The sequence below is a fragment of the Streptomyces sp. NPDC098789 genome, from assembly GCF_044759975.1.
GTDB lineage: Bacteria > Actinomycetota > Actinomycetes > Streptomycetales > Streptomycetaceae > Streptomyces.
This window is the reverse complement of sequence record NZ_JBIWAJ010000005.1, coordinates 209,788-233,322: the sequence shown is the minus strand read 5'-3', so window position 1 is coordinate 233,322 and position 23,535 is coordinate 209,788. Positions and strand designations below refer to the sequence as shown.

Here is a 23,535-nt window from a genome sequence, read left to right as displayed (position 1 = left end):
GGGCGGGGCGGATGAATCCGCCCCGCCCCATCGTCCCCCGTGGGTCGCTCCACCATCGCAGGGGTCGCGTCCGGGGTATTGGACAAAAACGCTATGCCGCGAAGCGGCCGTCCGCCCTCACCGCCCGCACGGCCCCGTTCACCGCTCCGGCGCGCTCACCAGGGCGCTGGTCACCTGCCCCGGCATGCGGTCCACCGGGCGGGCGCCGTTGCCCCGGTGGACCAGGAACTCCCCGGGCGCGAAGCCGGTCATCCGGCGGAAGTCCCGGTGCAGGTGCGCCTGGTCGTAGAAGCCGCACGCCGACGCCGTCACGGAGGCCGCGGAGCCACCGGCCAGCATCCGCAGGGCCCGCTGGAGGCGCAGGACCCGCGCGGCCGTCTTGGGGGACAGCCCGATCTGCTCCTTGAACCGCTGCTCCAGATGGCGCGGACTCCAGCCGGTGCCGTGCGCGAGATCGGCCACCGGCACCCCGCCGCCGCTCGCCGTCAGCCGCCCCCAGGCCCAGACCGTCTGCGGGGCGGCCGTCGGACCCGCGGCCAACCGCTCCAGCAACAGGGCGTCGAGCAGGGCGAACCGCCGCGGCCAGTCCGGCGTCTGGGCCAGGTGCGCTTCCAGTACCTGCGCCCGCGGACCCAGCAGCTCGCCCAGCGGGACCATCCGGTCGCGCAGCTCGTACATCGGGACGCCGAAGAGGGTGAACGCCGCCCACGGGGCGAGGTGCACCTCGACGCCGTGCATGCGGCCGTCGTGCTCGCCGACCGCGGCATCGGTGCGCAGGCCGTTGACCAGGGAGGTGTAGGCGGTCGTCGGCGCGGTCCCGGCCCGGGACACCCGGACCGGGGCCGCGAAGTTGACCACCATCGTCACCAGGCCGTTCGGCACCTCCACGCGGCGCTGCGGCCGGTCCATGGACACGCGGTAGCCGCGGTACCCCAGCACCCCCCGGCCGAGCCGGGCGTCCGGCACCCCGCTCGTCAGCCGCCACGTCCCGAACTCGGTGATGCCCCACGCCTGTTCCACCGCGAGCGCCCCCACGTCCTTCGCCGGCCCTGCGTCCGCTGCGTAGGTTACGGCGCCGGGCGCAGCGGGCGGATCCGGCAACGGGCCGGCCCGGTCGCCCGCAGGGTGATCCCGGCGGCGACCGGCACCTCGGTGTCCACGGCCTCGAAGGAGTAGGCCCGCAGGGTCATCGCCAGCGCGATCACCGACTCCAGCATCGAGAAGTGCTGCCCGATGCACGCGCGCGGGCCGCCGCCGAAGGGGAACCAGGCGTAGCGCGCACGGGCCGCCTCCGCCTCCGGGGTGAAGCGGTCCGGATCGAAGCGCTCCGGGTCCGGCCAGTGCTCCGGGTGCCGGTGCGTCACCCACGGCGCCAGGATCACCGTGGCCCCCGCCGGGATGACGTGCCCGTCGATCTCGGCCTCGGCGACGGCCTGGCGCCCGATGACCGGAGCCGCCGGGAAGAGCCGCATGGCCTCCTTGAGCACCTGCGTGAGGTACGGCAGCCGCTCCAGGTCCGCGGCCTGTGGCGTACGGTCGCCCAGCACCCGGGAGACCTCCTCGCGCGCCCGGGCCTGCGCCTCGGGGTCCTTGGCCAGCAGGTGCAGGGCGAAGGTCAGCGAGGTGGCCGTGGTCTCGTGCCCGGCGAGCAGGAAGATCAGCACCTGTTCGCGCAGCTCGTCGGCGTCGAAGGAGGCGTCGTCCGCGCTCTGGGCCGCCGCCAGCAGGGTCAGCAGGTCCTCGCCCTTGCGGTCCCCGCCGCCCGCACCCGCGCCGGGGTCCGCGCCCGCGTCCGCACCGCGCCGCTCGGCGATGATCCGGTCGCACACCCCGTACAGCTCGTCCAGCGCGGCGGCCGCCCGCCGGTTGGCCGGGGTCGGCCAGGAACGCGGCACGTTGGCGGGGGAGTACCCGCGCCGGAGCACGTACTCCGTGATGACCGGAAAACACCGGTCCACGACGTCGACCGTGGCCTCCACATCGGTCCCGAAGAGGATCCGGGCCACCGCGCGCAGGGCCAGGTGCGTCATCTCGACGGAGACGTCGACCACCGAGTCGACGGCCTCCTGCCAGCTCTCCAGGGTCTGCGCGGTCTCGGCGGCCACCGCGGCCGCGTACCCGTCCACCCGGCGCTTGGTGAACAGCGGCTGGACCAACCGTCGTTGGCGCAGGTAGTCCTCGTCCTGGCTGGTCAGCAGACCGTTGCCGAAGGAGTCGCGGATCTCCTGGTAGAAGGGGTTGTCCTTGCGGAAGTTGGCTGCCTCCGAGGCCAGCACCCGCTGCGCGCCCTCGGGCGAGAAGACGCACGTCAGCTCGGCCCGCAGCCCGGGCGGCCCGGCGCTGATCCGCACCACGTCACCGTGCCGGTGCTGGGCCCGCAGATAGGTGCCGAGCGAATCCGATGTGAGGTCGAGCAGGGAGCCGAGCAGCGGCAACCCCGCCAACTGCGGGGCCGCCACCCGCTCCGCCCCGTTCGACACCGCTGAGTCCACTGACATGGCCGCCCCCTCGACAACACGTACCGACGGGCCGATTCTGCCCGGCCCCCGCCGCGCGCGCCGGGGGTCCGGTGCGCGTGCGACCGGATCAGGCCAGCTCGGAGCCCGCTACTCGTCGCAGACGGTGCCGTCGCCGCCGTCCCCTTTCCGGAACTGCCGGACACGCCCTGCCTACAATGAGCGAATGATCTTCATTGTGGTGAAATTCGCAGTCAAGCCCGAGTACGTCGACCAGTGGCCCGACGAGGTCGCGGCCTTCACCCGCGCCACCCGCGCCGAGCCGGGCAACCTCTGGTTCGAGTGGTCCCGCAGCCTGGAGGAGCCGGACACCTACGTCCTGGTCGAGGCGTTCCAGGACGACGCCGCCGAGGCCCACGTCACCTCGGAGCACTTCCGGGCCGCACTGGAGACCATGCGCCCCCTGGTGACCCGTACGCCCTCGATCGTCAGCACGACGATCGAGGGAGCCACCGGCTGGAGCCGCATGGGCGAGCTCCAGGTCGACTGAGGACCACGCGCCGCGCGGGGCCGGCCCGGGACCTGCGCCGCTCGGGTTCAGTAGCCCCAGCGCTGGCCCACGCTGCTGTCGGTACGGCAGTAGATCGCGCGACCGGCCGCGTCCCGGCCGGCGCCGCCGACGTCGGCCTTGCGGCAGATCTGGCCGGCCTTGTAGCAGTTGCCGGCATTCGACCTGGGATAGCACTCGGTGGTCGCCTTGGTGGGCTCGGGGTCCGGAGCGGGTGCCTGCGTGCGGGTGCGCATGGGCGTGGGTGCCGGAGGGGCCGGGGCCGGTGCCTTGGTGCTGGGCGGGGCCGAGCTGGGTGCGACGCTGGGAGTGGGGGCGACGCTGGGGCTGGAGCTGGGGGTGATGGCGGCGCTCGGGCTCGACGTCGGGGTGGGGCTACTGCTCGCACCGGCCGTGGCGCTGCTGCTCGGGGCGCCGGTGCTCAAGGTGCCCGCGGGGGTCGCCGGATCGCAGGCGGTGAGCGCCAGGACGGCGGCGATCACGGTGAGGGTGCCTATGCAGCGCTTCTTCGCGGCGGTCATCCGGCCGGCGAGCGGTGTGCTCAAGGGGAACTCCAGGGTGGTGTGCTGGCAGGTGCGGCAGACCGGAGGCTCACGCAAATAGTTGAAGCCTCATACTCTGCGTGCACATGCTAGGACGAGCGACCGCCCCCGCGTGCCGATCTCCACGATTCGCTCCGACCCCGGACGCCCCGTCAGCATCCATCGCGCGCCCTACCGCGCACCCCCGCCACCGGCGCCTCGTTGGACGGTGCATGACGCGCGCGGGCAGGAACGGGTACGGGAACCGGAACGGGTACAGGACCGGACGGTTCCGCGCGGCGGTGGCGGCCGCCGCCACGGTCGCGGCCGTGGTCGCAGGGCTCGCGGCGGCCCCGGCGGGGGCCGTGGCGGGGACCGCCGCGGTGGCGGGACCGGTGCTCGACCGGGACTTCGCCGACCCCGACGTCGTGAAGGTCGGCCGCACCTATCACGCCTACGCGACGAACGCCGAGGGCAAGTACCTCCAGCACGCCACCTCGCCCGACCTCGTGCACTGGACGATGGTCGCCGCCGACCCCCTGCCCGCACCGGGGCGCTGGGCGGAGCCCGAGCGCTCGCTCGTCTGGGCGCCCGAGGTCTTCGACAACGGCCACGGCTTCACCCTCCACTACACCGCCCGGGACCGGGCGAGCGGTCGCCAGTGCATCGGGGCCGCGCTCTCCGCCTCCCCGGACGGCCCGTTCGTACCGGCGGGGGACGGCCCGCTGGTCTGCCCGGCCGAACTGGGCGGAGCCATCGACGCGTCGAGCCACACGGAGCACGGCCGGCGCTACCTGCTGTGGAAGAACGACGGCAACTGCTGCGGGACGGACACCTGGATCCACCTCCAGCCCGTGTCCGCGGACGGCACCCGCACCACGGGCGACGCCGTCCGGCTGATCCGGCAGGACCGCGCGTGGGAGGGCGCGCTCGTCGAGGCGCCCACTCTCGTCAAGCGGGGCGGCGGGTACGTGCTCTTCTACTCGGCGGACTCCTACGACGGCCCCCACTACAAGACCGGTTACGCGGTGGCGAGCCGACTGGCCGGCCCGTACACGAAGGCGGACGCCCCGCTCATGACCACCGAGTCCTTCGGCGGCGCGGTACGCGGCCCCGGCGGCCAGGACGTGGTGAGCGGCCCCGACGGGCGGGACCGGATCCTCTTCCACGGCTGGAGCCCGGACGGCACGCGACGGCGCGTCCTGTACGCCGCCCGCCTCGACTTCCCGGACGGCCGCCCCGTGGTCCGGGACGACGGGGCGGCCGGGCGGCGCGGATGACCGCTCGGCCCCGGAGCTCAGCCCCAGCGCTGAGCGGCCGAGCGGTCGCAGGATCCGGTCAGCAGCCCGGCGGGCCCGTCCCCCAGGCACCGTCCGGTGCTGCGGCTCCTGACCTCGACCGAGGCGTCGGACCAGTGGGTGACCGACCACTTCTGCGACGCTGACCCGCTACAGGACAGCGCGCGGGCACCACCGCCCGCGCCGGCGTCGCCGCCGTCCAGGCACGCGCCGGTGGCGTGGTTCTTCAGTTCGCTGGCGCCGTCGGGGCCGGTGCGGACGGTCCACCGCTGGTAACTCATGCCGTTGGGCGCGAACGAGCGCAACCCCTTGTCGAGGCTGTGGTCCAGGCAACTGCCGGTCGCGCGGTTGACGAAGATCCGGATCTGGTCGTCCGGCCCCTGTGCGGTGCCCGCGTCCTTCCCGTCGGGCTCCTTCCCGCCGGCGGCCTTCCGGTCGGCGCCCGGCGCCGGCGCCGCCCCCGTCGACCCGGCCGTCGCGTGCCGCCCGGCCGCGGGCTCCTTCGGTACGGCGACCCAGGTGAGGACCGCGCCGAGCAGCAGGCCCGCGAGCGCCCCCGCCCCCGCCCACCACCAGCGGTTCGCCGACCGGGCGGCGAACGCGTCCCGCAGCCGGCGCCGGCGGGAGCCGCCCCCCGGCGCGGCGCTCGTGGGCGGAGCCTTGACCTGGCACCGGTCGGCCGCCTCCCACAACTGCCGGTAGAGCGCGGGATCCGCGTGGAGCGCCCGGCACAGATCGCGCACCGTGGCCCAGGGCGGAACCGTCGTGCCGCGCAGGTACCGGGACAGGGACGAATCGCTGATCATCACCTCGGACTCCAGATCGCGCAGCGTCCTTCCCGACCGCTGCTGGAGTTCCTTGAGGGCGCTGCCCAACTGCTGCCCCGGGGTGGGCTGTGCTCCGCCGACGCCCGTCATGCTCGCCCCTCCTGGCCCGCCTCGGATGCTGCTTCCGGCGGGCCGCGCTCGTCCCGGGATGGTCCTGTCCCAGCAGGTCAGAACCTTAGGGATCCCGACATCCGCGAAGCAACCGGGACATCCTTGCGAGGCCGCGACGCACCCCCGCAGACTCCTCGGCATCCGGTTCCGCAGCCCTCGGCCACGTGACGGTGCCTTCGCCGCACCCCTGACGTGCCGCCCGGTGGGGACGTGCGATTCCCGTGCGTCCCCCTCTTCCCGGAACGCGGACCGGCGTGATTCCCCACGAGAAGTCGGAGACCCGAGATGTCCAAGAACACCACCCGTCGCTGGAGCACCGCTGCGTTGACCGCGGCCGTGTGCGTCGGTTCCTTCGTACTGGCGTCGCCCTCGGCCCCCGCGGCGCAGCTCCCGGACCGGACGGCCGTCATCGCCGCCCCCGCTCCCGCGGACGCCGCCGCACCGGGCCTCGGGGCGGCGCCCCGGATCAGCCGGGCGCAGGTCCTGGCCCGGGCCAAGACCTGGCTGACCGCCAACAACGGCCGCCCCGTGCCGTACAGCCAGACCAAGCACTGGAAGGACGGATACCGGCAGGACTGCTCCGGCTACGTCTCGATGGCCCTCGGCCTGTCCAAGCCCGGCCCCAACACGGTGTCCCTCAAGAACGACGGCCACACCCGCCGGATCGCCATGAAGGACCTCGCCCCCGGCGACCTGGTCATCAAGGCCAACAGCAGCAGCGCGGACAACCGGCACGTCGTCATCTTCGACGGCTGGGCCAACGGCGCCCACACCGTCTACAAGTCCTACGAGCAGGCGGGCGGCGGCGCCGGCACGCGCTGGAAGCAGCACTCCTACGGCGTCAACGGCCGCGACGGCTACCACGCCTACCGCCCCGTCAACATCACTGGATGACCCTCGCCCCTCACGACCAAGGAGCACCATGACCACCACCAGCAGCACCCGCATCGCCGCCAGGGCGAGCGCCCTGCCCACCCTCGCCCTGGCCCTCGGGCTGGCCCTCGCGTCGACGGCCACCGCGGCGCCCGCGGGCGCCCTCGATTCGGTCCAGAGCTTCCGCAACGAGGCGACCTCGGCCTGCCTGGACGACAGCTTCGAGGCGGGCCTGCGCACCTACACCTGCCTGGGCAACGACCACCAGAAGTGGAACGTGCACCAGTGGAAGGACGGCACCCGTGAACTGAGGAACGTCAAGACGGGCTTCTGCCTGGCGGACAGCCCGCGGGGCAACGCGACGCACCTGCCCTGCGACAAGCACAAGGACGAGAGCTGGATCGTCCACCGCTACGCCGACGGCGCGGTCGAGTTCCGCAACCAGGACACCGGCCTGTGCCTGGACGACAGCTTCGAGGCGGGCCTGCGCACCTTCCCGTGCGGCAGCCACGCGCAGAAGAGCGCCTACCAGACCTGGCGCTGAGCCCGGCCCGGCCCGGCTCCCGCGGGAGCCGGGCCGGTTCCTTCAGGCCCCTCGCAAGAGGTCGAGCAGGGCGCGGGAGACGCTCAGTCCCAAGCGCCGGTCGTACCCGTCGTAACCCGGCATCGGGTTGGCCTCCAGAACCGTGTAGCCGCCCCCGTCGTCCACCATGAAGTCGAATCCGATGAAGGCCAGACCACTGGCCGCCTGGTACGCGCGGCAGTGCTCGACGACGTCGTCCGGTGCCCGCGCCGGCGTGAACGTCTTGGCGCCCGGCCAGTACTGGTAGTTCACGCCCTCGCAGTCGATCCGCTCGGAGAAGTGCTCCCGGCCGACCAGGTGCGTACGGACGTCCGCGCCCCTGACCCGCTCCTGGAACAGCACGGGGCTGCGGGGCAGCAGGCCCAGCTCGGCGAGCTGTTCGGGGCCACAGGCCGAGGCGACCGTCTTCTCGCCGCTGGCGCCCTTGAAGACGGCATCGGGAACGGCCCGCAGGAAGGCGCGCGCTTCGTCCGCGTCATTGGTGAGCAGCGACGTCGGCACGGTGAAACCGCACCGGCTGAGCAGGGCGAGGTGGTACGCCTTCGACCAGTTGCTCAGATCGGTGCCGGGGCGGTTGACGACCGAGGCGTCGACCGTCGCGAGGATCTCGGTGAGCGCCCGCAGCCGCGCCGCGGCGGCCGGCCGCTCCCCGCTCCCGAAGCGGTCGATGACGTCGACCGGGCGCACGTAGATCCCGGTGATGTCGGCGTCGGGCAGGTCCACCGTCAGCGTTCCGGTGCCGAGCCGTCCGCAGCGCCCCTCGACGTCCCACCAGTAGCTGCCCGCGCGCAGGAAGAGCACGAGGTCGAAGAAGAGGTGGGGCACCCCGTGGTGCCGCGCGCTGCGGACCGTGTGCACGATGGTGCGGTCATGGGGCGACCCGATGATGAGGACGGTCATCGCCCACCCTCCTCCAGCTCGGCACGGAGCTGTTCGTGCACCAGGTCCGCCACGCCCCGGTACCAGGAGTACGGGGGAGCGGACACGATGCGGCTCACGGACATCCGGTGCTCGTCGTCGGCGACCAGGGCGACGGCGAAGAAGCGGACGCCGCGTTCCCGCAGGGCGCCCGCGATCTCGCGCACGACCTTCCGGTAGGACTCCGCCTGGACATCGATCCCGGGTTCGTTGAGGACGGTGAACGACTCGCGTCCCACGCACAGCTCGATGACGTACGCACCAGACGGCGCGAAGAGCGCCCGCAGATGCGCGGCATCACTCTCCACGGCCACATCCACATCCACATCCACACCCACACCCATATCCATGTCCCGGGAGCCGAGACCGGCGGGCTCCTTCACGACCCGTCGCTCGTGGGTCAGCAACTCCTCGACGTGGAGCTCGGGCGACGCGCACAGGGCCCACCGATCGAGCAGCCGCCGGGCATCGCTCGTCCAGCACTCGGGCAGCAGGAGCGACGGGTCGAGACACCGACGCAGTTCCCGGTCGTCGTGCCACGCCCGTGGGCCCGGCCGGTTGACGACCTTGGGGAGCAGGGCGCACAGGGCCCACAGGGCGGCGCGGTACTCGTCGGCCGCGAAGCGGGCGTCGGCGCCGGTCGCCGCGTCCTCACCCGTCGGTGCGAGCGCCCACGGATCCCGTACGAACACCCCCACCTCGTCGCCGTGCAGAGTGCCGTGCCCGGGGACCGTGAGCCGGGCCCGCGTTCGACCGGCGGCATCGACGTGCAGTGCGAAGGCGAGCCGCCCGAGGTCGGAGCAGACCGCGTGCCGTACCGCATGACGCGTCAGATAGCCGTCGAAGGCCGCCACGGCCGGATCGTCCGCCCCGGCCCCCAGCAGGAGGATCACGTCGTCGGCGCGCTAGATGATCGGACGGATGAAATCCGCCACGGGCGCCAGCTCCCCGTAATTGACCTGGGACTGGACGTCGCAGGCTTCCTTGCCCGTATCGGACGTCTCCTTGCCGGTCCCTTCGGACTGTTCCTTGCCGGTGCAGTCCGTCGACTTGTCGATCAGGAAGCGTCGTTCCACGCCGTCCTGCTTGTCCTCGACCCGCTCGCCGCGTGCCACGGCGGCGCGGATGGCCTCCTCGATGCCCACGGGCTCGACCTCGTGCGTCGTGGACAGGTCCGGACGCAGCTCGGGATGGATGAAGATCATCGGCGTGGACATCAATCCGCCCCTTTCTCCGACGCGATCAGGTCCCCGATCCGCACCCCGTCGATGATGAGGCCCCTGAGGTCGCAGTTCTCGATGACGACGTCGCGCATCGAGCACCCGACGAGACGGCTGCCGTCCATGACGATGCCGGCGAACGTCGCGCGTTGCGCCCTGCCGTACAGGAACTGGGAGTCGTCCATGATCGATTGCGTGAACAGCGAACCGAGGAAGGCACTCTCGTGCCAGGTGCTCTGCCGGACGTCGGCGTTGCTCACATACATGTTCGGCGTCAGCCGTGGTGCTCCGCCGTAGCCCTCTTCTTCGGGCGCCATATCGCCCTCCTCCCACGGACATTCCTACCCACATCGTCTCCCTCGGCGTGGTCCGGCGCCAGCCGGAACGGGAAGGGCGAGCAACGAGGCCCCCTCGCTCCGCGGGGAGCGAGGGGGCCTCGTCGGAGTCGTTGACCCTTCCACCATTTCCCGCTAGCGCTGTGACCGGAAAGGTTCACCGTGTCGCGGCGCCCTCCGCACCATCACCCCATCGGCGCGACTCCGAAACCGCTCGATGAACGCGTGACGAACGGCAGGCGTGCGGGTGGCGCACTACGCTCGGTGCGGTGGACAGCCTGCTCCAGGGTGCGTACGCACCTCGTCGAGGAGGCTCGTCGCAAAAGCAGCCGTGCAGTCGTTCGGACTTCGACAAAAGCCCTGCTCATCGGGGGCATCCGGCCACGCAGTCCGTCGTCGCGGAGCAACGACGAACGCCTTACCTGCGGTTAACAGATCCCCTGCGAAGCGGAGTTGCGTACTGCCCCCCCTGCAATGGGCCACGTCAGCGCTATGCTCGGCAGACTTTGAGACCCCACGCAGAAAGTTGGGCGGTCGGTATGGCTGAAACCGTGAAGTGCGGCAAGTGTTTCGCCACGAAGGTCCCTCGCACTCCGTGCCAGGGCTGCGGCGACGAGGGCTGAAAGCCCCGAGAGCGACGGCGGCCCGATGGACGCTTACGAGGACATGCTCGACCTGGCCCGCCAGACGGTGGCCACGCTCACAGAAAAGGGCGTCAGGCCCCGCCCGTTCGAAGCCGACGACGGCACCACGGTCAAAGGGTGGTGCGTCAAGCAATTGGCGGACCACGCGAAGGACGAATATCGCGGGCTCGACAACTGGGAAGAGTTCCGCTGCACCATCGAGTTGGTTCTCGCGGCCGACGGGCGCTTCTTCTCGTACACCGAGACCTGGAACAACCATTCCGGCACGGGCGGCCGAGCCGTCCACGAACACTCACGAGCGCTGCGCCACGAGTCGGCCGCCTACCTCATCGCCGTCGGTCCGGGTAAACCGTTCGCCGCGGTCTCCACGCTGCTGGAGAGACTTCCATGGACCGCCAGTTCTTACGCACCGCCCCAGGTTCGCCCCGCGCCCGTCGCGCCCGCCACGCCAGCCGCCTCCACGTCCGGGCGGCAAGCCGCCCGGACAGCGACGGCGCGGCCCGCGCGGCCGAGGAGTGCCGTCGGCGCCGTCCTCGGCTTCGGGGGCGGGCTGCTCCTCGGCTGCGCGGCGGGTTGTGCCGTCGCGATCGTCCTGGGGATCGCGCTGAGCATCGGCGGGATGGACGGCGACACGGTCGGCGTGACGACGTTCGTCATCGCGATGTTCTGCGTGGCGGCGGGCGCGGTGGCCGGCGCCGTCAGCGGGTGGCGCACCCCTGCCAAGTCGGCGCGTTGACCGTCCTCGCGGCGAGCGCCGGATAGTGCCCGGACCGTAGCGCACCCAGAAGCTCTGCCATCGAATCGCAGTTGGGGGATCAAGAAATGTTCAACCTCACCATCGACGCGAAGGCTCGCGGCACGCGCATAGAATCCCTTCACAGGCTGGTCGACTCAGCCGGACTCGTCATCACGGTGCACGGCTCCGGCGACCCGAACGGGACGACGAGGGCGATCTTCGAGGCGGCCCCGCGCCTTTCGGGGGATCACGAAATCCGAGCCGACGGCATGATCTTGAGCACCCTGGCGCAGTTCCGAATGTTCTGGGGTGTTGTCGGATATCCCGGCGGCAGTTTGGCGATCCTCACGCCCATATCCCTGTATGAGGCGCAGGACAGGCGCGACTGGATCAGCCATTTCAGGCGTGACGTACTCGATCCCGTCAATGCTCTCGCCGGCCGGGGCTACCGCGTGGGCGGGGGCGGTAACGGAACGGTGAGCGACTCCGAGTTCGCACAGGCATTTTCAGGCGCGTACGTGTGACAGGTCGTCCGGGCAGGTCCGCGCGGCAGGAGGAATCGGTGGATGCCACGAGGCGCTTGAGGGGCGGGCATGTCACAGACATGGAAGATCGCGGTCATCGCATTGGCGGTGGCCGGAATTGTTTCGACGCCGTTGATCTGGCTTCTCGACAGTCCCGGCTCCGGCCAGCTCGTCGGAGCGTCGGTCCAAGGCGCGGTCGGCATCGCAGCGTTCGTATGGGCGCTGTTCCAGAACACCGGCGGCCGGGTCGATGACGTAGCTGTCCGAACCGGTGAATCCGAGGCCGAGGACGGGGGAACCGCGATCGCCGGCGTCAAGCGCACCAAGGGCAGGGGGAACGGGTCGGCGACGGCCCGGAACACCGGGAAGGCGAAGGCCACCGGGAACGGAAGCCGAGCGGTCAGCGGTGTCGACTACGAGTGACCCGGGCCCGGCCGACGGGATGCGGAGAGAGGACGGCGAGTGGTGAGGAGGCGCAGACGGGCAAGGAGGCCCGGTGCGCAGCCCGACGTCTCCGCGACCGACACCGACGTCTCCCCGACCGACACCGACGTCTCCGCGACCGACACCGACGTCTCCCCGACCGACACCGACGTCTTCGTGACCGACACCGGCGACCCGACGGCCGGCGCCGGCGGGAAGGCGGTGACCGGATACTCGGGACCGGCACGGAGCTCCGCGGGAGCAGCCGCCGGCCCCGTACACGTGTCCGGGACCGGTGACGCGATCGCCGCCACCGGCGGCCTGGCCATCAGCGGCTACGTCCACGAGCTGAACGTCAGCACGCTCACGATGGTGGTGAAGCAAGGTCCTCGGGAACCGGCCGCGTGGCCGCACCAGGTCGGCCTGGTCCCGCCGCGGGCGCTGTCCTTCCAGCCCCGGACCGAGCTGGAGCGTCTGAAGGAGGTGGTCGAGGACGGGGGCACGGCCGTGCTCACCGGCATGGGCGGCGTGGGCAAGACCCAACTCGCCGCCGACTACGCGCACACCACCTGGCTGGGCGGCCGTCTGGACGTGCTGGTGTGGATCTCGGCGAGTAGCCGTTCGGCAGTGGTGACGGGATACGCACAGGCCGGCGTCGAACTGTGCCGGGCCGACGCCTCGGACCCCGAGCAGGCCGCGAGAACGTTCTTGGCCTGGCTCCCTCCCAAGGGCGGCGCCGACCCGTGCCGATGGCTCATCGTCCTGGACGACGTGGCCGACCCCGCCGATCTGCGCGGCCTGTGGCCGCCGGCAAGCCCGTACGGCCAGAGCCTCGCCACCACCCGGCGCCGAGAGGCGGCCCTGGTGGGGCACGGCCGCCGTCCGATCGACGTCGGCCTGTTCACGGAGGCGGACGCGGTCGCCCACCTCGCCACATCCCTGGCAGCACACGACCGCCACGAGCCCACCGCCCAACTCGCCGCGCTGGCCTCTGATCTCGGGCACCTGCCCCTCGCCCTCTCCCAGGCCACCGCGTATCTGGTCGACGCGGATCTCGACTGTGGTACCTACCGCCACCTGCTCGCCGACCGAGCGCGGACGCTGACCCAGTTGATGCCCGGCACGGGCGCGCTGCCCGACGACCAGGAGGTCGCACTGTCCGCGTCATGGTCCCTGTCCATCGAACGCGCCGACCGGCTCGACCCCGTCGGGCTCGCACGTCCCATGCTCCAGCTCGCGGCCATGCTCGATCCCAACGGTGTCCCGGGCGGAGTCCTCGTCGGTCCGCATGCTCTCGCCCATCTCACGGAGCATCGTCCCCGCACCGCCGGGAGTGCCGGGCCATCACATCAGGTCGGGCCGGAGGAAGCGGTCCTCGCACTCCGGGTCCTGCACAGGCTCAGCCTGATCAAGCACACTCCGGCCACCGAGAACCAGGCGGTACGCGTCCACCAGCTCATCCAGCGGGCCACCCGCGAGGGCCTCCCTCCTGATCAGCACGACGATCTGGCCCGTACCGCGGGCGACGCCCTGGTCGACGCCTGGCCTGAGGTGGAACGTGACAGCGCCCGCGCCCAGATCCTGCGGGCCAACACCGACGCCCTCCTTGCCTACGCCCCCGGCCCGCTCTGGGCGCCCGAGGGGCACCCGGTGCTCTTCCGGGCCGGAAAGAGCCTGGGAGAGGCCGGACACCTCGACGCCGCCCGTGCCTACTGGCACGAACTCCACGCCACCGCCCACCGCTCTCTGGGTCCCGATCATCCGGACACCCTCACGACCCGGCACTACCTCGCCTTCTGGCAGGGTGAGGCGGGGGACGCCGCCGGGGCCGCCACCGCCTTCGCCGAACTGCTGGAGAACCGGCAACGGGTCCTCGGCTCCGACCACCCCGACGCCCTCAACACCCGGTCGAACCTCGCCTACCAGCGCGGTGAGGCGGGGGACGCCGCCGGGGCCGCCACCGCCTTCGCCGAGCTCCTTGAGGACCGGCAACGTGTCCTCGGCCCTGACCACCCGGACACCCTCGTCACGCGGGGCGACGTCGCCGGCTGGCGGGGGATGGCCGGGGACGTCGGTTGGGCCGTCGCCGCCTACGCGGAGCTGCTGGAAGACCGGCTGCGCGTCCTGGGCCCCGACCATCCCCACACCCTGAACACCCGCGGAAACCTGGCCTACTGGCGGGGCGAGGCGGGGGACGCCGCCGGGGCCCTGAGTGCGTACGCCGAACTGCTGGAGGATCGGCTGCGCGTCCTGGGGCCCGACCATCCCCACACCCTCACCAGTCGGCACAATGTCGCCCGGTGGCGCGGGGAAACAGGTGACCCCGTAAGAGCCACCGCCGAATTCTCCGAATTACTGAAGGACCGGCTACGGATTCTGGGCCCCGACCACCCCCGCACCCTCAGGACCAGGTCGAACCTCGCGCGGTGGCAGGGCGAGGCCGGAGACGCGGAGGGCGCTGCGCGTGCCTTCGCAGACCTTCTGACCGACGTGCTGCGCGTCCTGGGCCCGGAGCATCCGGACTCGCTCAGGACTCGCTCCTCGCTCGCCCGGTGGCAGAACTGACCGCGAGCCGCCCGATCGCTCCCTCGGAAGGAACAGTGCGTCGTCGTAACCCGTGAAAATGACAGGCGTGTTCCGTCGGAAACTGGCGGATCCTCACCAAGCTCCGCACCGGCCCTGCCCGCGCCATCCTGACCTGCATATATGCAGGTCAGGATGGGTGTAGCGGCGTCAATCCTGACGGCTTTCAGATGTCGCGGAAGATCTCGATCTGGGCGCCGACCGAGTTGAGGCGCTCGGCGAGTTCCTCGTAGCCGCGGTTGATGACGTAGACGTTGCGCAGCACCGAGGTGCCCTCCGCCGCCATCATCGCGAGCAGGACGACCACCGCGGGGCGCAGGGCGGGCGGGCACATCATCTCGGCCGCGCGCCAGCGGGTGGGGCCCTCGACCAGGACGCGGTGCGGGTCCAGGAGCTGGAGGCGGCCGCCGAGGCGGTTGAGGTCGGTCAGGTAGATGGCCCGGTTGTCGTACACCCAGTCGTGGATCAGGGTCTGGCCCTGGGCCACGGCGGCGATGGCCGCGAAGAAGGGGACGTTGTCGATGTTCAGCCCGGGGAAGGGCATCGGGTGGATCTTGTCGATCGGCGCCTCCAGCTTGGAGGGGCGGACCGTCAGGTCGATCAGCCGGGTGCGGCCGTTGTCCGCCGTGTACTCCGCCGAGCGGTCGTGGTCGAGGCCCATCTCCTCCAGGACCGCGAGCTCGATCTCCATGAACTCGATCGGGACCCGGCGGATCGTCAGCTCCGACTCCGTGACGACGGCGGCGGCGAGCAGGCTCATCGCCTCGACCGGGTCCTCGGAGGGGGAGTAGTCGACGTCGACGTCGATGTTCGGCACGCCGTGCACGGTCAGGGTGGTGGTGCCGATGCCCTCGACCTTGACGCCCAGCGCCTCCAGGAAGAAGCACAGGTCCTGGACCATGTAGTTGGACGAGGCGTTGCGGATGACGGTGACGCCGTCGTGCCGGGCGGCGGCGAGCAGCGCGTTCTCGGTGACCGTGTCCCCGCGCTCGGTCAGCACGATCGGGCGGCCGGGGGAGACGCCGGCCTCGACCTCGGCGTGGTAGATGCCTTCGGTCGCGGTGATGTCCAGGCCGAAGCGGCGCAGGGCGATCATGTGCGGCTCGATGGTGCGGGTGCCGAGGTCGCAGCCGCCGGCGTAGGGCAGCTTGAAGTGGTCCATCCGGTGCAGCAGGGGTCCCAGGAACATGATGATGCTCCGGGTCCGGCGGGCCGCGTCCGCGTCCATCGCGTCCATGTCGAGCTTGGCCGGCGGGATCAGTTCGAGGTCGACGCCGTCGTTGATCCAGCGGGTGCGCACGCCGATGGAGTTCAGTACCTCCAGAAGGCGGTACACCTCCTCGATGCGGGCGACGCGGCGCAGGACCGTGCGGCCCTTGTTGAGCAGCGAGCCGCAGAGCAGTGCGACGCAGGCGTTCTTGCTGGTCTTGACGTCGATGGCACCGGAGAGGCGACGGCCGCCGACGACCCGCAGGTGCATCGGTCCGGCGTAACCCAGCGACACGATCTCGCTGTCGAGCGCCTCACCGATTCGGGCGATCATCTCAAGGCTGATGTTTTGGTTGCCGCGCTCGATGCGGTTCACCGCGCTCTGGCTGGTGCCGAGCGCATCGGCGAGCTGACTCTGTGTCCAGCCACGGTGCTGCCGGGCGTCACGGATGAGCTTGCCGATGCGTACGAGGTAGTCGTCTGCCATGGGGGCACGGTATCTCACATATGAGATGTGGTTCGCGCTGGGCGTGGCAGACGGGTGTCACCGACCGTCAGGTGCGCCGATGCGCGCGGCATCCGGGCCGCCTGACGGGGCGTCCGGAGCCCGGGGTTCCCATATCGGAACAAAGGGGGCGGGGGTTGGTCGGGGTGGGTCAGGGTGGCGGCGCCGCGACGGGGTGCGGTGTCTCCTCGGCTCGCGGGCTCGGCCCGGTCGGAGCGTGCGTCCAGTGGTGACCGCTCGTCCTTGCGGGGACACCGCACCCCGACGCGACGCCACCACCCTGACGCGGGAGCCCGGGACCGCCGCGCGGGGTGTGGCTGGGCCGGGGGCGTGCAGGAGTGTCCCCGCAAGGACGAGCGGTCACCACCGGGCGCACTGTCCGACCGGGCCGCTGCCGCGAGCCGAGGAGACGCTCGTGCGCGCCACCGGCCCAGCCGCACCCCGCCCGCCCTCCGACCCCGCCGGCCGGAGCCCACCCCGCCCCCCACCCCGACCCCGGCCCGTCCCGGAACGTGACGTACTTCCCTCGGGTCGCGCGGGCGTGCTTCGCCCCGGCGGCCGGACATGTACTAGAGTTATCTCGACATCGAGATAACTGCCGAAGGCGCGCCGCAGCCCCCGCAACGGTAAGGGTTACCTAACTTAGCCTCACCTTAGCGGATTGGCCACAGTGCCACGCGGCAGGATGCGGTAGAACGCGCGAATTCATGCATGAAGGAGACTGTCGTGTCGGCGAACAGCTTCGACGCCCGCAGCACGCTGCAGGTGGGCGACGAGTCGTACGAAATCTTCAAGCTGGACAAGGTCGAGGGCTCCGCCCGCCTGCCTTACAGCCTGAAGGTGCTGCTGGAGAACCTGCTCCGCACCGAGGACGGCGCGAACATCACCGCCGCCCACATCCGGGCGCTCGGCAACTGGGACTCGCAGGCCCAGCCGAGTGAGGAGATCCAGTTCACGCCGGCCCGCGTGATCATGCAGGACTTCACCGGTGTGCCGTGCGTCGTGGACCTCGCCACCATGCGCGAGGCCGTGAAGGCCCTCGGCGGCGACGCCTCCAAGATCAACCCGCTCTCCCCGGCCGAGATGGTCATCGACCACTCGGTCATCGCCGACAAGTTCGGCACGAAGGACGCCTTCGCGCAGAACGTCGAGCTGGAGTACGGCCGCAACAAGGAGCGCTACCAGTTCCTGCGCTGGGGCCAGACCGCCTTCGACGACTTCAAGGTCGTCCCCCCGGGCACCGGCATCGTCCACCAGGTCAACATCGAGCACCTGGCCCGCACGGTCATGGTCCGAAACGGCCAGGCGTACCCCGACACCCTCGTCGGCACCGACTCGCACACCACCATGGTCAACGGCCTCGGTGTGCTGGGCTGGGGCGTCGGCGGCATCGAGGCCGAGGCCGCGATGCTCGGCCAGCCGGTCTCCATGCTGATCCCGCGCGTCGTCGGCTTCAAGCTGACCGGCGAGCTGCCGGCCGGCACCACCGCCACCGACCTGGTGCTCACGATCACCGAGATGCTGCGCAAGCACGGCGTCGTCGGCAAGTTCGTCGAGTTCTACGGCCAGGGCGTCGCCGCCACCTCGCTCGCGAACCGCGCCACCATCGGCAACATGTCGCCGGAGTTCGGTTCCACCGCCGCGATCTTCCCGATCGACGACGAGACCCTGAAGTACCTGCGCCTGACCGGCCGCGACGCCCAGCAGGTCGCGCTCGTCGAGGCGTACGCCAAGGAGCAGGGCCTGTGGCTGGACCCGGCCGCCGAGCCGGACTTCTCCGAGAAGCTGGAGCTCGACCTCTCCACGGTCGTCCCCTCCATCGCCGGCCCGAAGCGCCCGCAGGACCGCATCGTCCTCGCCAACGCCTCGCAGCAGTTCGCGCAGGACGTGCGCAACTACGTCAGCGACGACGAAGAGGCGGGCAAGGAGTCCTTCCCGGCCTCCGACTCCCCGGCCGCGACCAACGGCGTACCGACCAAGCCCACGCTGGTCACCCTCGCCGACGGCACCTCCTTCGAGATCGACCACGGCGCCGTGACCGTCGCCGCGATCACCTCGTGCACCAACACCTCGAACCCCTACGTCATGGTCGCCGCGGCGCTCGTGGCCAAGAAGGCGTCCGAGAAGGGCCTGACCCGCAAGCCGTGGGTCAAGACCACCCTGGCCCCGGGCTCGAAGGTCGTCACCGACTACTTCGACAAGGCCGGCCTGACCCCGTACCTGGACAAGCTGGGCTTCAACCTGGTCGGCTACGGCTGCACCACCTGCATCGGCAACTCCGGTCCGCTGGACGAGGAGATCTCGAAGGCGATCAACGAGGCCGACCTCGCGGTCACCTCGGTGCTCTCGGGCAACCGCAACTTCGAGGGTCGCATCAACCCCGACGTCAAGATGAACTACCTGGCCTCGCCGCCGCTGGTCGTCGCGTACGCCATCGCGGGCTCCATGAAGGTGGACATCACCAAGGACGCCCTCGGCACGGACCTCGACGGCAAGCCGGTCTTCCTCGCGGACATCTGGCCGTCGGAGGCCGAGGTCAACGACGTCGTCGCGAGCTCCATCGGCGAGGACATGTTCAGCAAGTCCTACCAGGACGTCTTCGCGGGCGACGCGCAGTGGCAGGCGCTGGAGATCCCGACGGGCAACACCTTCGAGTGGGACCCGCAGTCCACCTACGTCCGCAAGCCCCCCTACTTCGACGGCATGACGATGGAGACCACCCCGGTCTCCGACATCGTCGGCGGCCGCGTGCTGGCGAAGCTGGGCGACTCGGTCACCACCGACCACATCTCCCCGGCCGGTGCGATCAAGGCCGACACCCCGGCCGGCAAGTACCTCACCGAGCACGGCGTCGAGCGCCGCGACTTCAACTCGTACGGTTCCCGCCGCGGCAACCACGAGGTCATGATCCGCGGTACGTTCGCCAACATCCGCCTGCGCAACCAGATCGCGGAGGGCACCGAGGGCGGCTTCACCCGCGACTTCACGGTCGAGGGCGCCCCCGTCGCGTTCATCTACGACGCGTCGCAGAACTACCAGGCCGCCGGCATCCCGCTGGTCATCCTGGCGGGCAAGGAGTACGGCTCGGGCTCGTCCCGCGACTGGGCCGCCAAGGGCACCGCGCTGCTCGGCGTCAAGGCCGTCATCGCCGAGTCCTACGAGCGCATCCACCGCTCCAACCTGATCGGCATGGGCGTCCTGCCGCTCCAGTACCCGGAGGGCGTCACGGCGGCCTCCCTCGGCCTCACCGGCCAGGAGACCTTCTCCTTCACCGGCGTCGAGGAACTGAACAACGGCACCACCCCGCGCACCGTCAAGGTCACCACCGACACCGGTGTCGAGTTCGACGCGGTCGTCCGCATCGACACCCCGGGCGAGGCCGACTACTACCGCAACGGCGGCATCATGCAGTACGTGCTGCGGAACCTCATCCGCAACTAAGCACATCGGCACCAAAGGGCCGTATCCCCGTTAAGGGGGTACGGCCCTTTTCGTCGTTCCGGACCACCTCCGGGCGGGCGGGCCAGGTGACGGTGAGGTCTCAACTCGGAAAAGCCGAAGGTCTATGCTGTGCATGATCTTGCTCACACGAGCGGAAGTGGACTATACCTGTGCCCGTCCGGACTACCGCGGCTCACGCGGCGCCGGACCGGGGGACGGGCGGGGACCTGCGGTGTTGTCCGCATGCACGGCAGCTGCCGTGACTTCCGGCCTCCTTCACACTTCTGACGAAGGCGAGGACATGAGCATGGGTTCCATCTCCGCCCAGGGCGAGCACAACAACGGTGAGGGCCTCGGCCGCCGCGACCTGATCCGGCGGTCGGCGGCACTGGGTCTGATCGCCGTGCCGACGATGAGCTTCCTGTCCGCCTGTGCCTCCGGCGGCAGCGACAAGCCCTCGGACAGCACGTCCAAGGCGCCCACGTCGAAGGACAACCCCTTCGGTGTGGCCAAGGGCAGCAAGATGGACATCGTCGTCTTCAAGGGCGGCTTCGGCGACGACTACGCGAAGGCATGGGAAGCGGCCTTCGACAAGAAGTGGGGCACCACCAGCACCCACCTCGGCACCCAGGAGATCACCGCCAAGCTCCAGCCGCGCTTCAACGCGGGCAACCCGCCGGACGTCGTCGACGACTCGGGCGCCCAGCAGATCAAGATCGACGTCCTGGCCAAGGGCGGCCAGCTCGCCGAGCTGACCCAGGTGCTCGACGCGCCCTCGCTCGACGACCCGACCAAGAAGGTCCGGGACATGCTGCTCCCCGGCACCGTCGAACAGGGCACCCAGGAGGGCAAGTTCGTCGCCCTGTACTACGTCTACACGGTCTTCGGCCTCTGGTACTCGGGCAAGCTCTTCAAGGAGAAGGGCTGGGCCGAGCCCAAGACGTGGGACCAGTTCCTCGACGTCTGCGCCAAGGCCAAGGCGGCCGGCATCGGCGGCCTCGCCCACCAGGGCAAGTTCCCGTACTACATCAACGTCGTCATCATGGACCTCATCGCCAAGAAGGGCGGCATCGAGGCCGTCAAGGCGATCGACAACCTGGCGCCGAACGCCTTCGCGGACAACCCGGCCGCCCTCGCCGCCGTCGAGGCCGTCTACGAGGTCGTCGAGAAGGACCTGCTGATGCCGGGCACCAACGGTCTGACCCACACGGAGTCGCAGACCGCCTGGAACCAGTACAAGGCCGCCTTCATCCCCTCCGGCTCGTGGCTGGAGAACGAGCAGCTCAAGCAGACCCCGGAGGACTTCGACATGAAGTTCCTGCCGGTGCCGGTCCTGGCCGACAGCAAGATGCCCTTCGAGGCCATCCGCGCCGGTGCGGGCGAGCCCTTCATCGTCCCGGAGAAGGCCGGGAACAAGGCCGGCGGCCTGGAGTTCCTGCGCTCGATGCTCTCGCGCGAGTGGTCGACCCTCTTCGCCCAGCAGGCCAACTCCCTGACCGTGGTCAAGGACGGCGTCGACCCCAACGTCAAGCTGCGTCCGGGCACCCAGTCCGCGGTGACCTCCCTCAAGGCGGCCGGCACCAACACCTTCGCCTACCTGTACCCGGACTGGTACAGCCAGATGGACAACGACATCCAGGCCGCGTCCAATGAGCTGATGGCCAAGCGAATTCAGCCGAAGGAATGGATCAAGCGGGCCCAGGCTGCGGTAGACAAGGCGGCCAAGGACCCCAACGCCAAGAACAACCACCGCAGCTGACGCCATCGCCCCCGGCCGGTCCCCCCGGCCGGGGGCACCACCCAGCGGTAGCTGGGGGAACCATCAGGGACGGACACCATGAGTCACGTAGCCCGGGGCAAGGGGCAGGTCGGCTTCATCGCCGGCTTCCTGCTCCTGCCGCTCGCGCTGTATCTGACCTTTGTCATCTGGCCGTACATTCAGACGTTCGGATATTCCTTCACCAACTGGTCGGGCCAGTCACCGACGTTCGACTTCGTCGGACTGGACAACTACTCGACCCTGATGAAGGACGAGGTCTTCCGGGGCGCGCTGTGGCACAACCTGCTGCTCCTGGTGTTCGTCCCGGTCATCACCATCCTGCTGTCCCTCTTCTTCGCCTTCATGGTGAACGTGGGCGGGCGCAGCGGCGCCGGTGGTGTCCGGGGCGTCCGGGGCTCGGCCTTCTACAAGATCGTCTACTTCTTCCCGCAGGTCCTCTCCCTCGCGATCCTCGCCGTGCTCTTCGGCGCGGTCTACCGCAGTGACGAGGGCGGCCTGCTCAACGGCCTGCTGACCAAGATCGGCCTGGTCGACCCGCAGCACCCCATCGAGTGGCTCAACGAGCCCAACCTGGTGCTCTGGTGCATGCTCGGCGTGGTCGTCTGGCACGGGGTCGGCTTCTACCTGGTGCTCTTCTCGGCCGCGATGCAGTCCGTGCCCAAGGACATCTACGAGGCCGCGCTGCTCGACGGCGCGGGGCGCGCCCAGACCTTCATCAAGGTCACGCTGCCCCTGCTGTGGGACTCCGTACAGACCTCGGCGGTGTACCTCGGCATCGCCGCGATGGACATGTTCGTCCTCGTGTCGACGATGACATCGGGCCAATTCGGCGGCGGCCCCGACCACCACAGCGAGGTCATGGCCACGGTCCTGATGCGCAACTTCCTGTACTTCGGCAAGAGCGGCTACGCCTGCGCCATGGGAGTCGTCATGCTGGTCCTCACCATGATCCTGTCCCTCATCACGCTGCGCGCCACCCGCCGCGAGCGCATCGAGTTCTGAGCGGGAGACCCCCATGACCACAGTGATCAAGGCACCCGAAGAGCCGGCCGAGGAGCCCGCCGCCGAGCCGGCCGCCCCCCGGCCGCCGGTCAGGAGCAACACCCCCCGCGGCTCCGAGGGCGCGGTGCTCAACGTCTTCTCGCACGGCTTCCTCGCCGTGTGGGCCGTACTGATCGTGCTGCCCCTGATCTGGCTGGCGCTCGGTTCCTTCAAGACCGACAGCCAGATCGGCGGCTCGGCCCTGAGCTGGCCCACCAACTGGCACTTCGACGCCTTCTCCCGCGCCTGGGACAAGGGCATCGGCGACTACTTCGGCAACACCGTCATCGTGATGGTGTTCTCGGTCCCGCTGACGATGCTGCTGGGCTCGATGGCGGCGTACGTGTTGGCCCGCTACCCCTTCAGGGGCAACCGGCTCGTCTACTACTTCTTCGTCAGCGGGGCGATGTTCCCCGTGTTCCTGGCGCTCGTACCGCTGTTCTTCATGGTCAAGCGGCTCGACATGCTCAACAGCTACCAGGGCCTGATCCTGGTGTACGTCGCCTACTCGATGCCCTTCACCGTCTTCTTCATGCACTCGTTCTTCCGCACGCTGCCCACCGCGGTGTACGAGGCGGCGGTGATCGACGGGGCCTCCGACACCCGGATCTTCTTCCAGGTGATGCTGCCGATGGCCAAGCCCGGGCTGATCTCCGTCGGGATATTCAATGTCCTGGGCCAGTGGAACCAGTACATCCTGCCGGCCGTGCTGATGCAGCCGCAGTCCGGATCGGACCCCGAGCGCTACATGCTCACCCAGGGCCTGATCCAGCTGCAGTACCAGATGGGCTACGAGACGGACCTGCCGGTGCTGTTCGCCGGCGTGACCATCGCGATGATCCCGATGCTGGTGGTGTACCTGTCCTTCCAGCGCCAGATCCAGGCCGGTCTGACCTCGGCCACCTTGAAGTGACGGCGCGGCGGCCGGGGGACCCCGGC

The 23,535-nt window shown here is 70.3% G+C and carries 21 protein-coding genes; 12 read left to right on the top strand and 9 right to left on the bottom strand.

Annotated elements, in window-relative coordinates; all coding sequences use genetic code 11:
• Positions 1–138: 138 nt before the first annotated feature.
• Both ACIQWR_RS13560 and ACIQWR_RS13555 read right to left on the bottom strand, forming a co-directional pair.
• Positions 139–1,035 carry a helix-turn-helix domain-containing protein gene (locus tag ACIQWR_RS13560; RefSeq protein ID WP_404008005.1) on the bottom strand — a complete coding sequence of 299 codons (897 nt, stop codon included), beginning with the start codon at positions 1,033–1,035 and terminating at the stop codon, positions 139–141.
• A 32-nt stretch (positions 1,036–1,067) separates the two neighbouring features.
• Positions 1,068–2,498, bottom strand: a complete 1,431-nt coding sequence (locus ACIQWR_RS13555; RefSeq protein WP_404008002.1) for a cytochrome P450 — start codon at positions 2,496–2,498, stop codon at positions 1,068–1,070.
• Positions 2,499–2,682: 184 nt separating this feature from the next.
• Between ACIQWR_RS13555 and ACIQWR_RS13550 the strand changes: the two genes are divergently transcribed.
• Positions 2,683–3,006, top strand: a complete 324-nt coding sequence (locus ACIQWR_RS13550) for a putative quinol monooxygenase (protein WP_404008000.1) — start codon at positions 2,683–2,685, stop codon at positions 3,004–3,006.
• A gap of 47 nt (positions 3,007–3,053) precedes the next feature.
• On the opposite strand, the gene ACIQWR_RS13545 is transcribed toward ACIQWR_RS13550, so the two are convergent.
• The gene (locus ACIQWR_RS13545) at positions 3,054–3,569 is read right to left on the bottom strand and encodes a hypothetical protein (protein ID WP_404007997.1); all 516 of its coding nucleotides are present in this window, start codon (positions 3,567–3,569) and stop codon (positions 3,054–3,056) included.
• 278 nt (positions 3,570–3,847) lie between these two features.
• On the opposite strand from ACIQWR_RS13545, the gene ACIQWR_RS13540 reads away from it, so the two are divergent.
• Positions 3,848–4,825: a glycoside hydrolase family 43 protein gene (locus ACIQWR_RS13540; RefSeq protein ID WP_404007994.1), complete on the top strand. Its 978-nt coding sequence runs from the start codon at positions 3,848–3,850 to the stop codon at positions 4,823–4,825.
• A gap of 17 nt (positions 4,826–4,842) precedes the next feature.
• On the opposite strand, the gene ACIQWR_RS13535 is transcribed toward ACIQWR_RS13540, so the two are convergent.
• A complete protein-coding gene (locus tag ACIQWR_RS13535; RefSeq protein ID WP_404007991.1) occupies positions 4,843–5,760 on the bottom strand; it encodes a helix-turn-helix domain-containing protein in 918 nt (305 codons plus the stop codon).
• A 306-nt stretch (positions 5,761–6,066) separates the two neighbouring features.
• On the opposite strand from ACIQWR_RS13535, the gene ACIQWR_RS13530 reads away from it, so the two are divergent.
• Both ACIQWR_RS13530 and ACIQWR_RS13525 read left to right on the top strand, forming a co-directional pair.
• Positions 6,067–6,675, top strand: coding sequence for a hypothetical protein (locus ACIQWR_RS13530; RefSeq protein ID WP_404007988.1), 609 nt, complete (start codon positions 6,067–6,069; stop codon positions 6,673–6,675).
• 28 nt (positions 6,676–6,703) lie between these two features.
• On the top strand, positions 6,704–7,198 hold the full coding sequence (locus ACIQWR_RS13525; RefSeq protein ID WP_404007985.1) for an RICIN domain-containing protein: 495 nt from the start codon (positions 6,704–6,706) through the stop codon (positions 7,196–7,198).
• Positions 7,199–7,240: 42 nt separating this feature from the next.
• On the opposite strand, the gene ACIQWR_RS13520 is transcribed toward ACIQWR_RS13525, so the two are convergent.
• From ACIQWR_RS13520 to ACIQWR_RS13505, 4 genes are read right to left on the bottom strand one after another with little or no spacing between them, the layout of a single operon-like run.
• Positions 7,241–8,137, bottom strand: coding sequence for a RimK family alpha-L-glutamate ligase (locus ACIQWR_RS13520; RefSeq protein WP_404007982.1), 897 nt, complete (start codon positions 8,135–8,137; stop codon positions 7,241–7,243).
• Positions 8,134–9,048, bottom strand: coding sequence for a hypothetical protein (locus ACIQWR_RS13515; protein WP_404007979.1), 915 nt, complete (start codon positions 9,046–9,048; stop codon positions 8,134–8,136). The genes ACIQWR_RS13520 and ACIQWR_RS13515 overlap by 4 nt, the downstream gene beginning before the upstream one ends.
• A 12-nt stretch (positions 9,049–9,060) precedes the next feature.
• Positions 9,061–9,372 (bottom strand): hypothetical protein, encoded by a 312-nt coding sequence (locus tag ACIQWR_RS13510; protein ID WP_404007976.1) that lies wholly within the window; start codon positions 9,370–9,372, stop codon positions 9,061–9,063.
• Positions 9,372–9,692 (bottom strand): pentapeptide repeat-containing protein, encoded by a 321-nt coding sequence (locus ACIQWR_RS13505; RefSeq protein WP_404007973.1) that lies wholly within the window; start codon positions 9,690–9,692, stop codon positions 9,372–9,374. Before ACIQWR_RS13505 ends, ACIQWR_RS13510 begins: the two co-directional genes overlap by 1 nt.
• A 666-nt stretch (positions 9,693–10,358) precedes the next feature.
• On the opposite strand from ACIQWR_RS13505, the gene ACIQWR_RS13500 reads away from it, so the two are divergent.
• The 4 genes from ACIQWR_RS13500 to ACIQWR_RS13485 all read left to right on the top strand — a co-directional run bounded on the left by ACIQWR_RS13500 (position 10,359) and on the right by ACIQWR_RS13485 (position 14,602).
• Complete coding sequence (locus ACIQWR_RS13500; protein ID WP_404007970.1) at positions 10,359–11,090, top strand: hypothetical protein; 732 nt, start codon at positions 10,359–10,361, stop codon at positions 11,088–11,090.
• Between the two features lie 86 nt (positions 11,091–11,176).
• Positions 11,177–11,614, top strand: coding sequence for a hypothetical protein (locus tag ACIQWR_RS13495; protein WP_404007968.1), 438 nt, complete (start codon positions 11,177–11,179; stop codon positions 11,612–11,614).
• Positions 11,615–11,683: 69 nt separating this feature from the next.
• Positions 11,684–12,037 carry a hypothetical protein gene (locus tag ACIQWR_RS13490; RefSeq protein WP_404007965.1) on the top strand — a complete coding sequence of 118 codons (354 nt, stop codon included), beginning with the start codon at positions 11,684–11,686 and terminating at the stop codon, positions 12,035–12,037.
• Between the two features lie 42 nt (positions 12,038–12,079).
• On the top strand, positions 12,080–14,602 hold the full coding sequence (locus tag ACIQWR_RS13485) for a tetratricopeptide repeat protein (protein ID WP_404007962.1): 2,523 nt from the start codon (positions 12,080–12,082) through the stop codon (positions 14,600–14,602).
• 184 nt (positions 14,603–14,786) lie between these two features.
• Here ACIQWR_RS13485 and ACIQWR_RS13480 read toward each other — a convergent pair whose 3' ends face one another.
• On the bottom strand, positions 14,787–16,316 hold the full coding sequence (locus ACIQWR_RS13480) for a helix-turn-helix domain-containing protein (RefSeq protein WP_404007959.1): 1,530 nt from the start codon (positions 16,314–16,316) through the stop codon (positions 14,787–14,789).
• A 729-nt stretch (positions 16,317–17,045) separates the two neighbouring features.
• On the opposite strand from ACIQWR_RS13480, the gene acnA reads away from it, so the two are divergent.
• The 4 genes from acnA (at position 17,046) to ACIQWR_RS13460 (ending at position 23,509) form a co-directional block, all read left to right on the top strand.
• Positions 17,046–19,775 (top strand): aconitate hydratase AcnA, encoded by a 2,730-nt coding sequence (gene acnA, locus ACIQWR_RS13475; protein WP_404007956.1) that lies wholly within the window; start codon positions 17,046–17,048, stop codon positions 19,773–19,775.
• Positions 19,776–20,082: 307 nt separating this feature from the next.
• Positions 20,083–21,534: an N-acetylglucosamine/diacetylchitobiose ABC transporter substrate-binding protein gene (gene ngcE / locus ACIQWR_RS13470; RefSeq protein WP_404008484.1), complete on the top strand. Its 1,452-nt coding sequence runs from the start codon at positions 20,083–20,085 to the stop codon at positions 21,532–21,534.
• A gap of 78 nt (positions 21,535–21,612) precedes the next feature.
• On the top strand, positions 21,613–22,557 hold the full coding sequence (locus tag ACIQWR_RS13465) for a carbohydrate ABC transporter permease (RefSeq protein WP_399261465.1): 945 nt from the start codon (positions 21,613–21,615) through the stop codon (positions 22,555–22,557).
• A gap of 13 nt (positions 22,558–22,570) precedes the next feature.
• Positions 22,571–23,509, top strand: a complete 939-nt coding sequence (locus ACIQWR_RS13460) for a carbohydrate ABC transporter permease (RefSeq protein WP_404007953.1) — start codon at positions 22,571–22,573, stop codon at positions 23,507–23,509.
• Positions 23,510–23,535 lie beyond the last annotated feature (26 nt).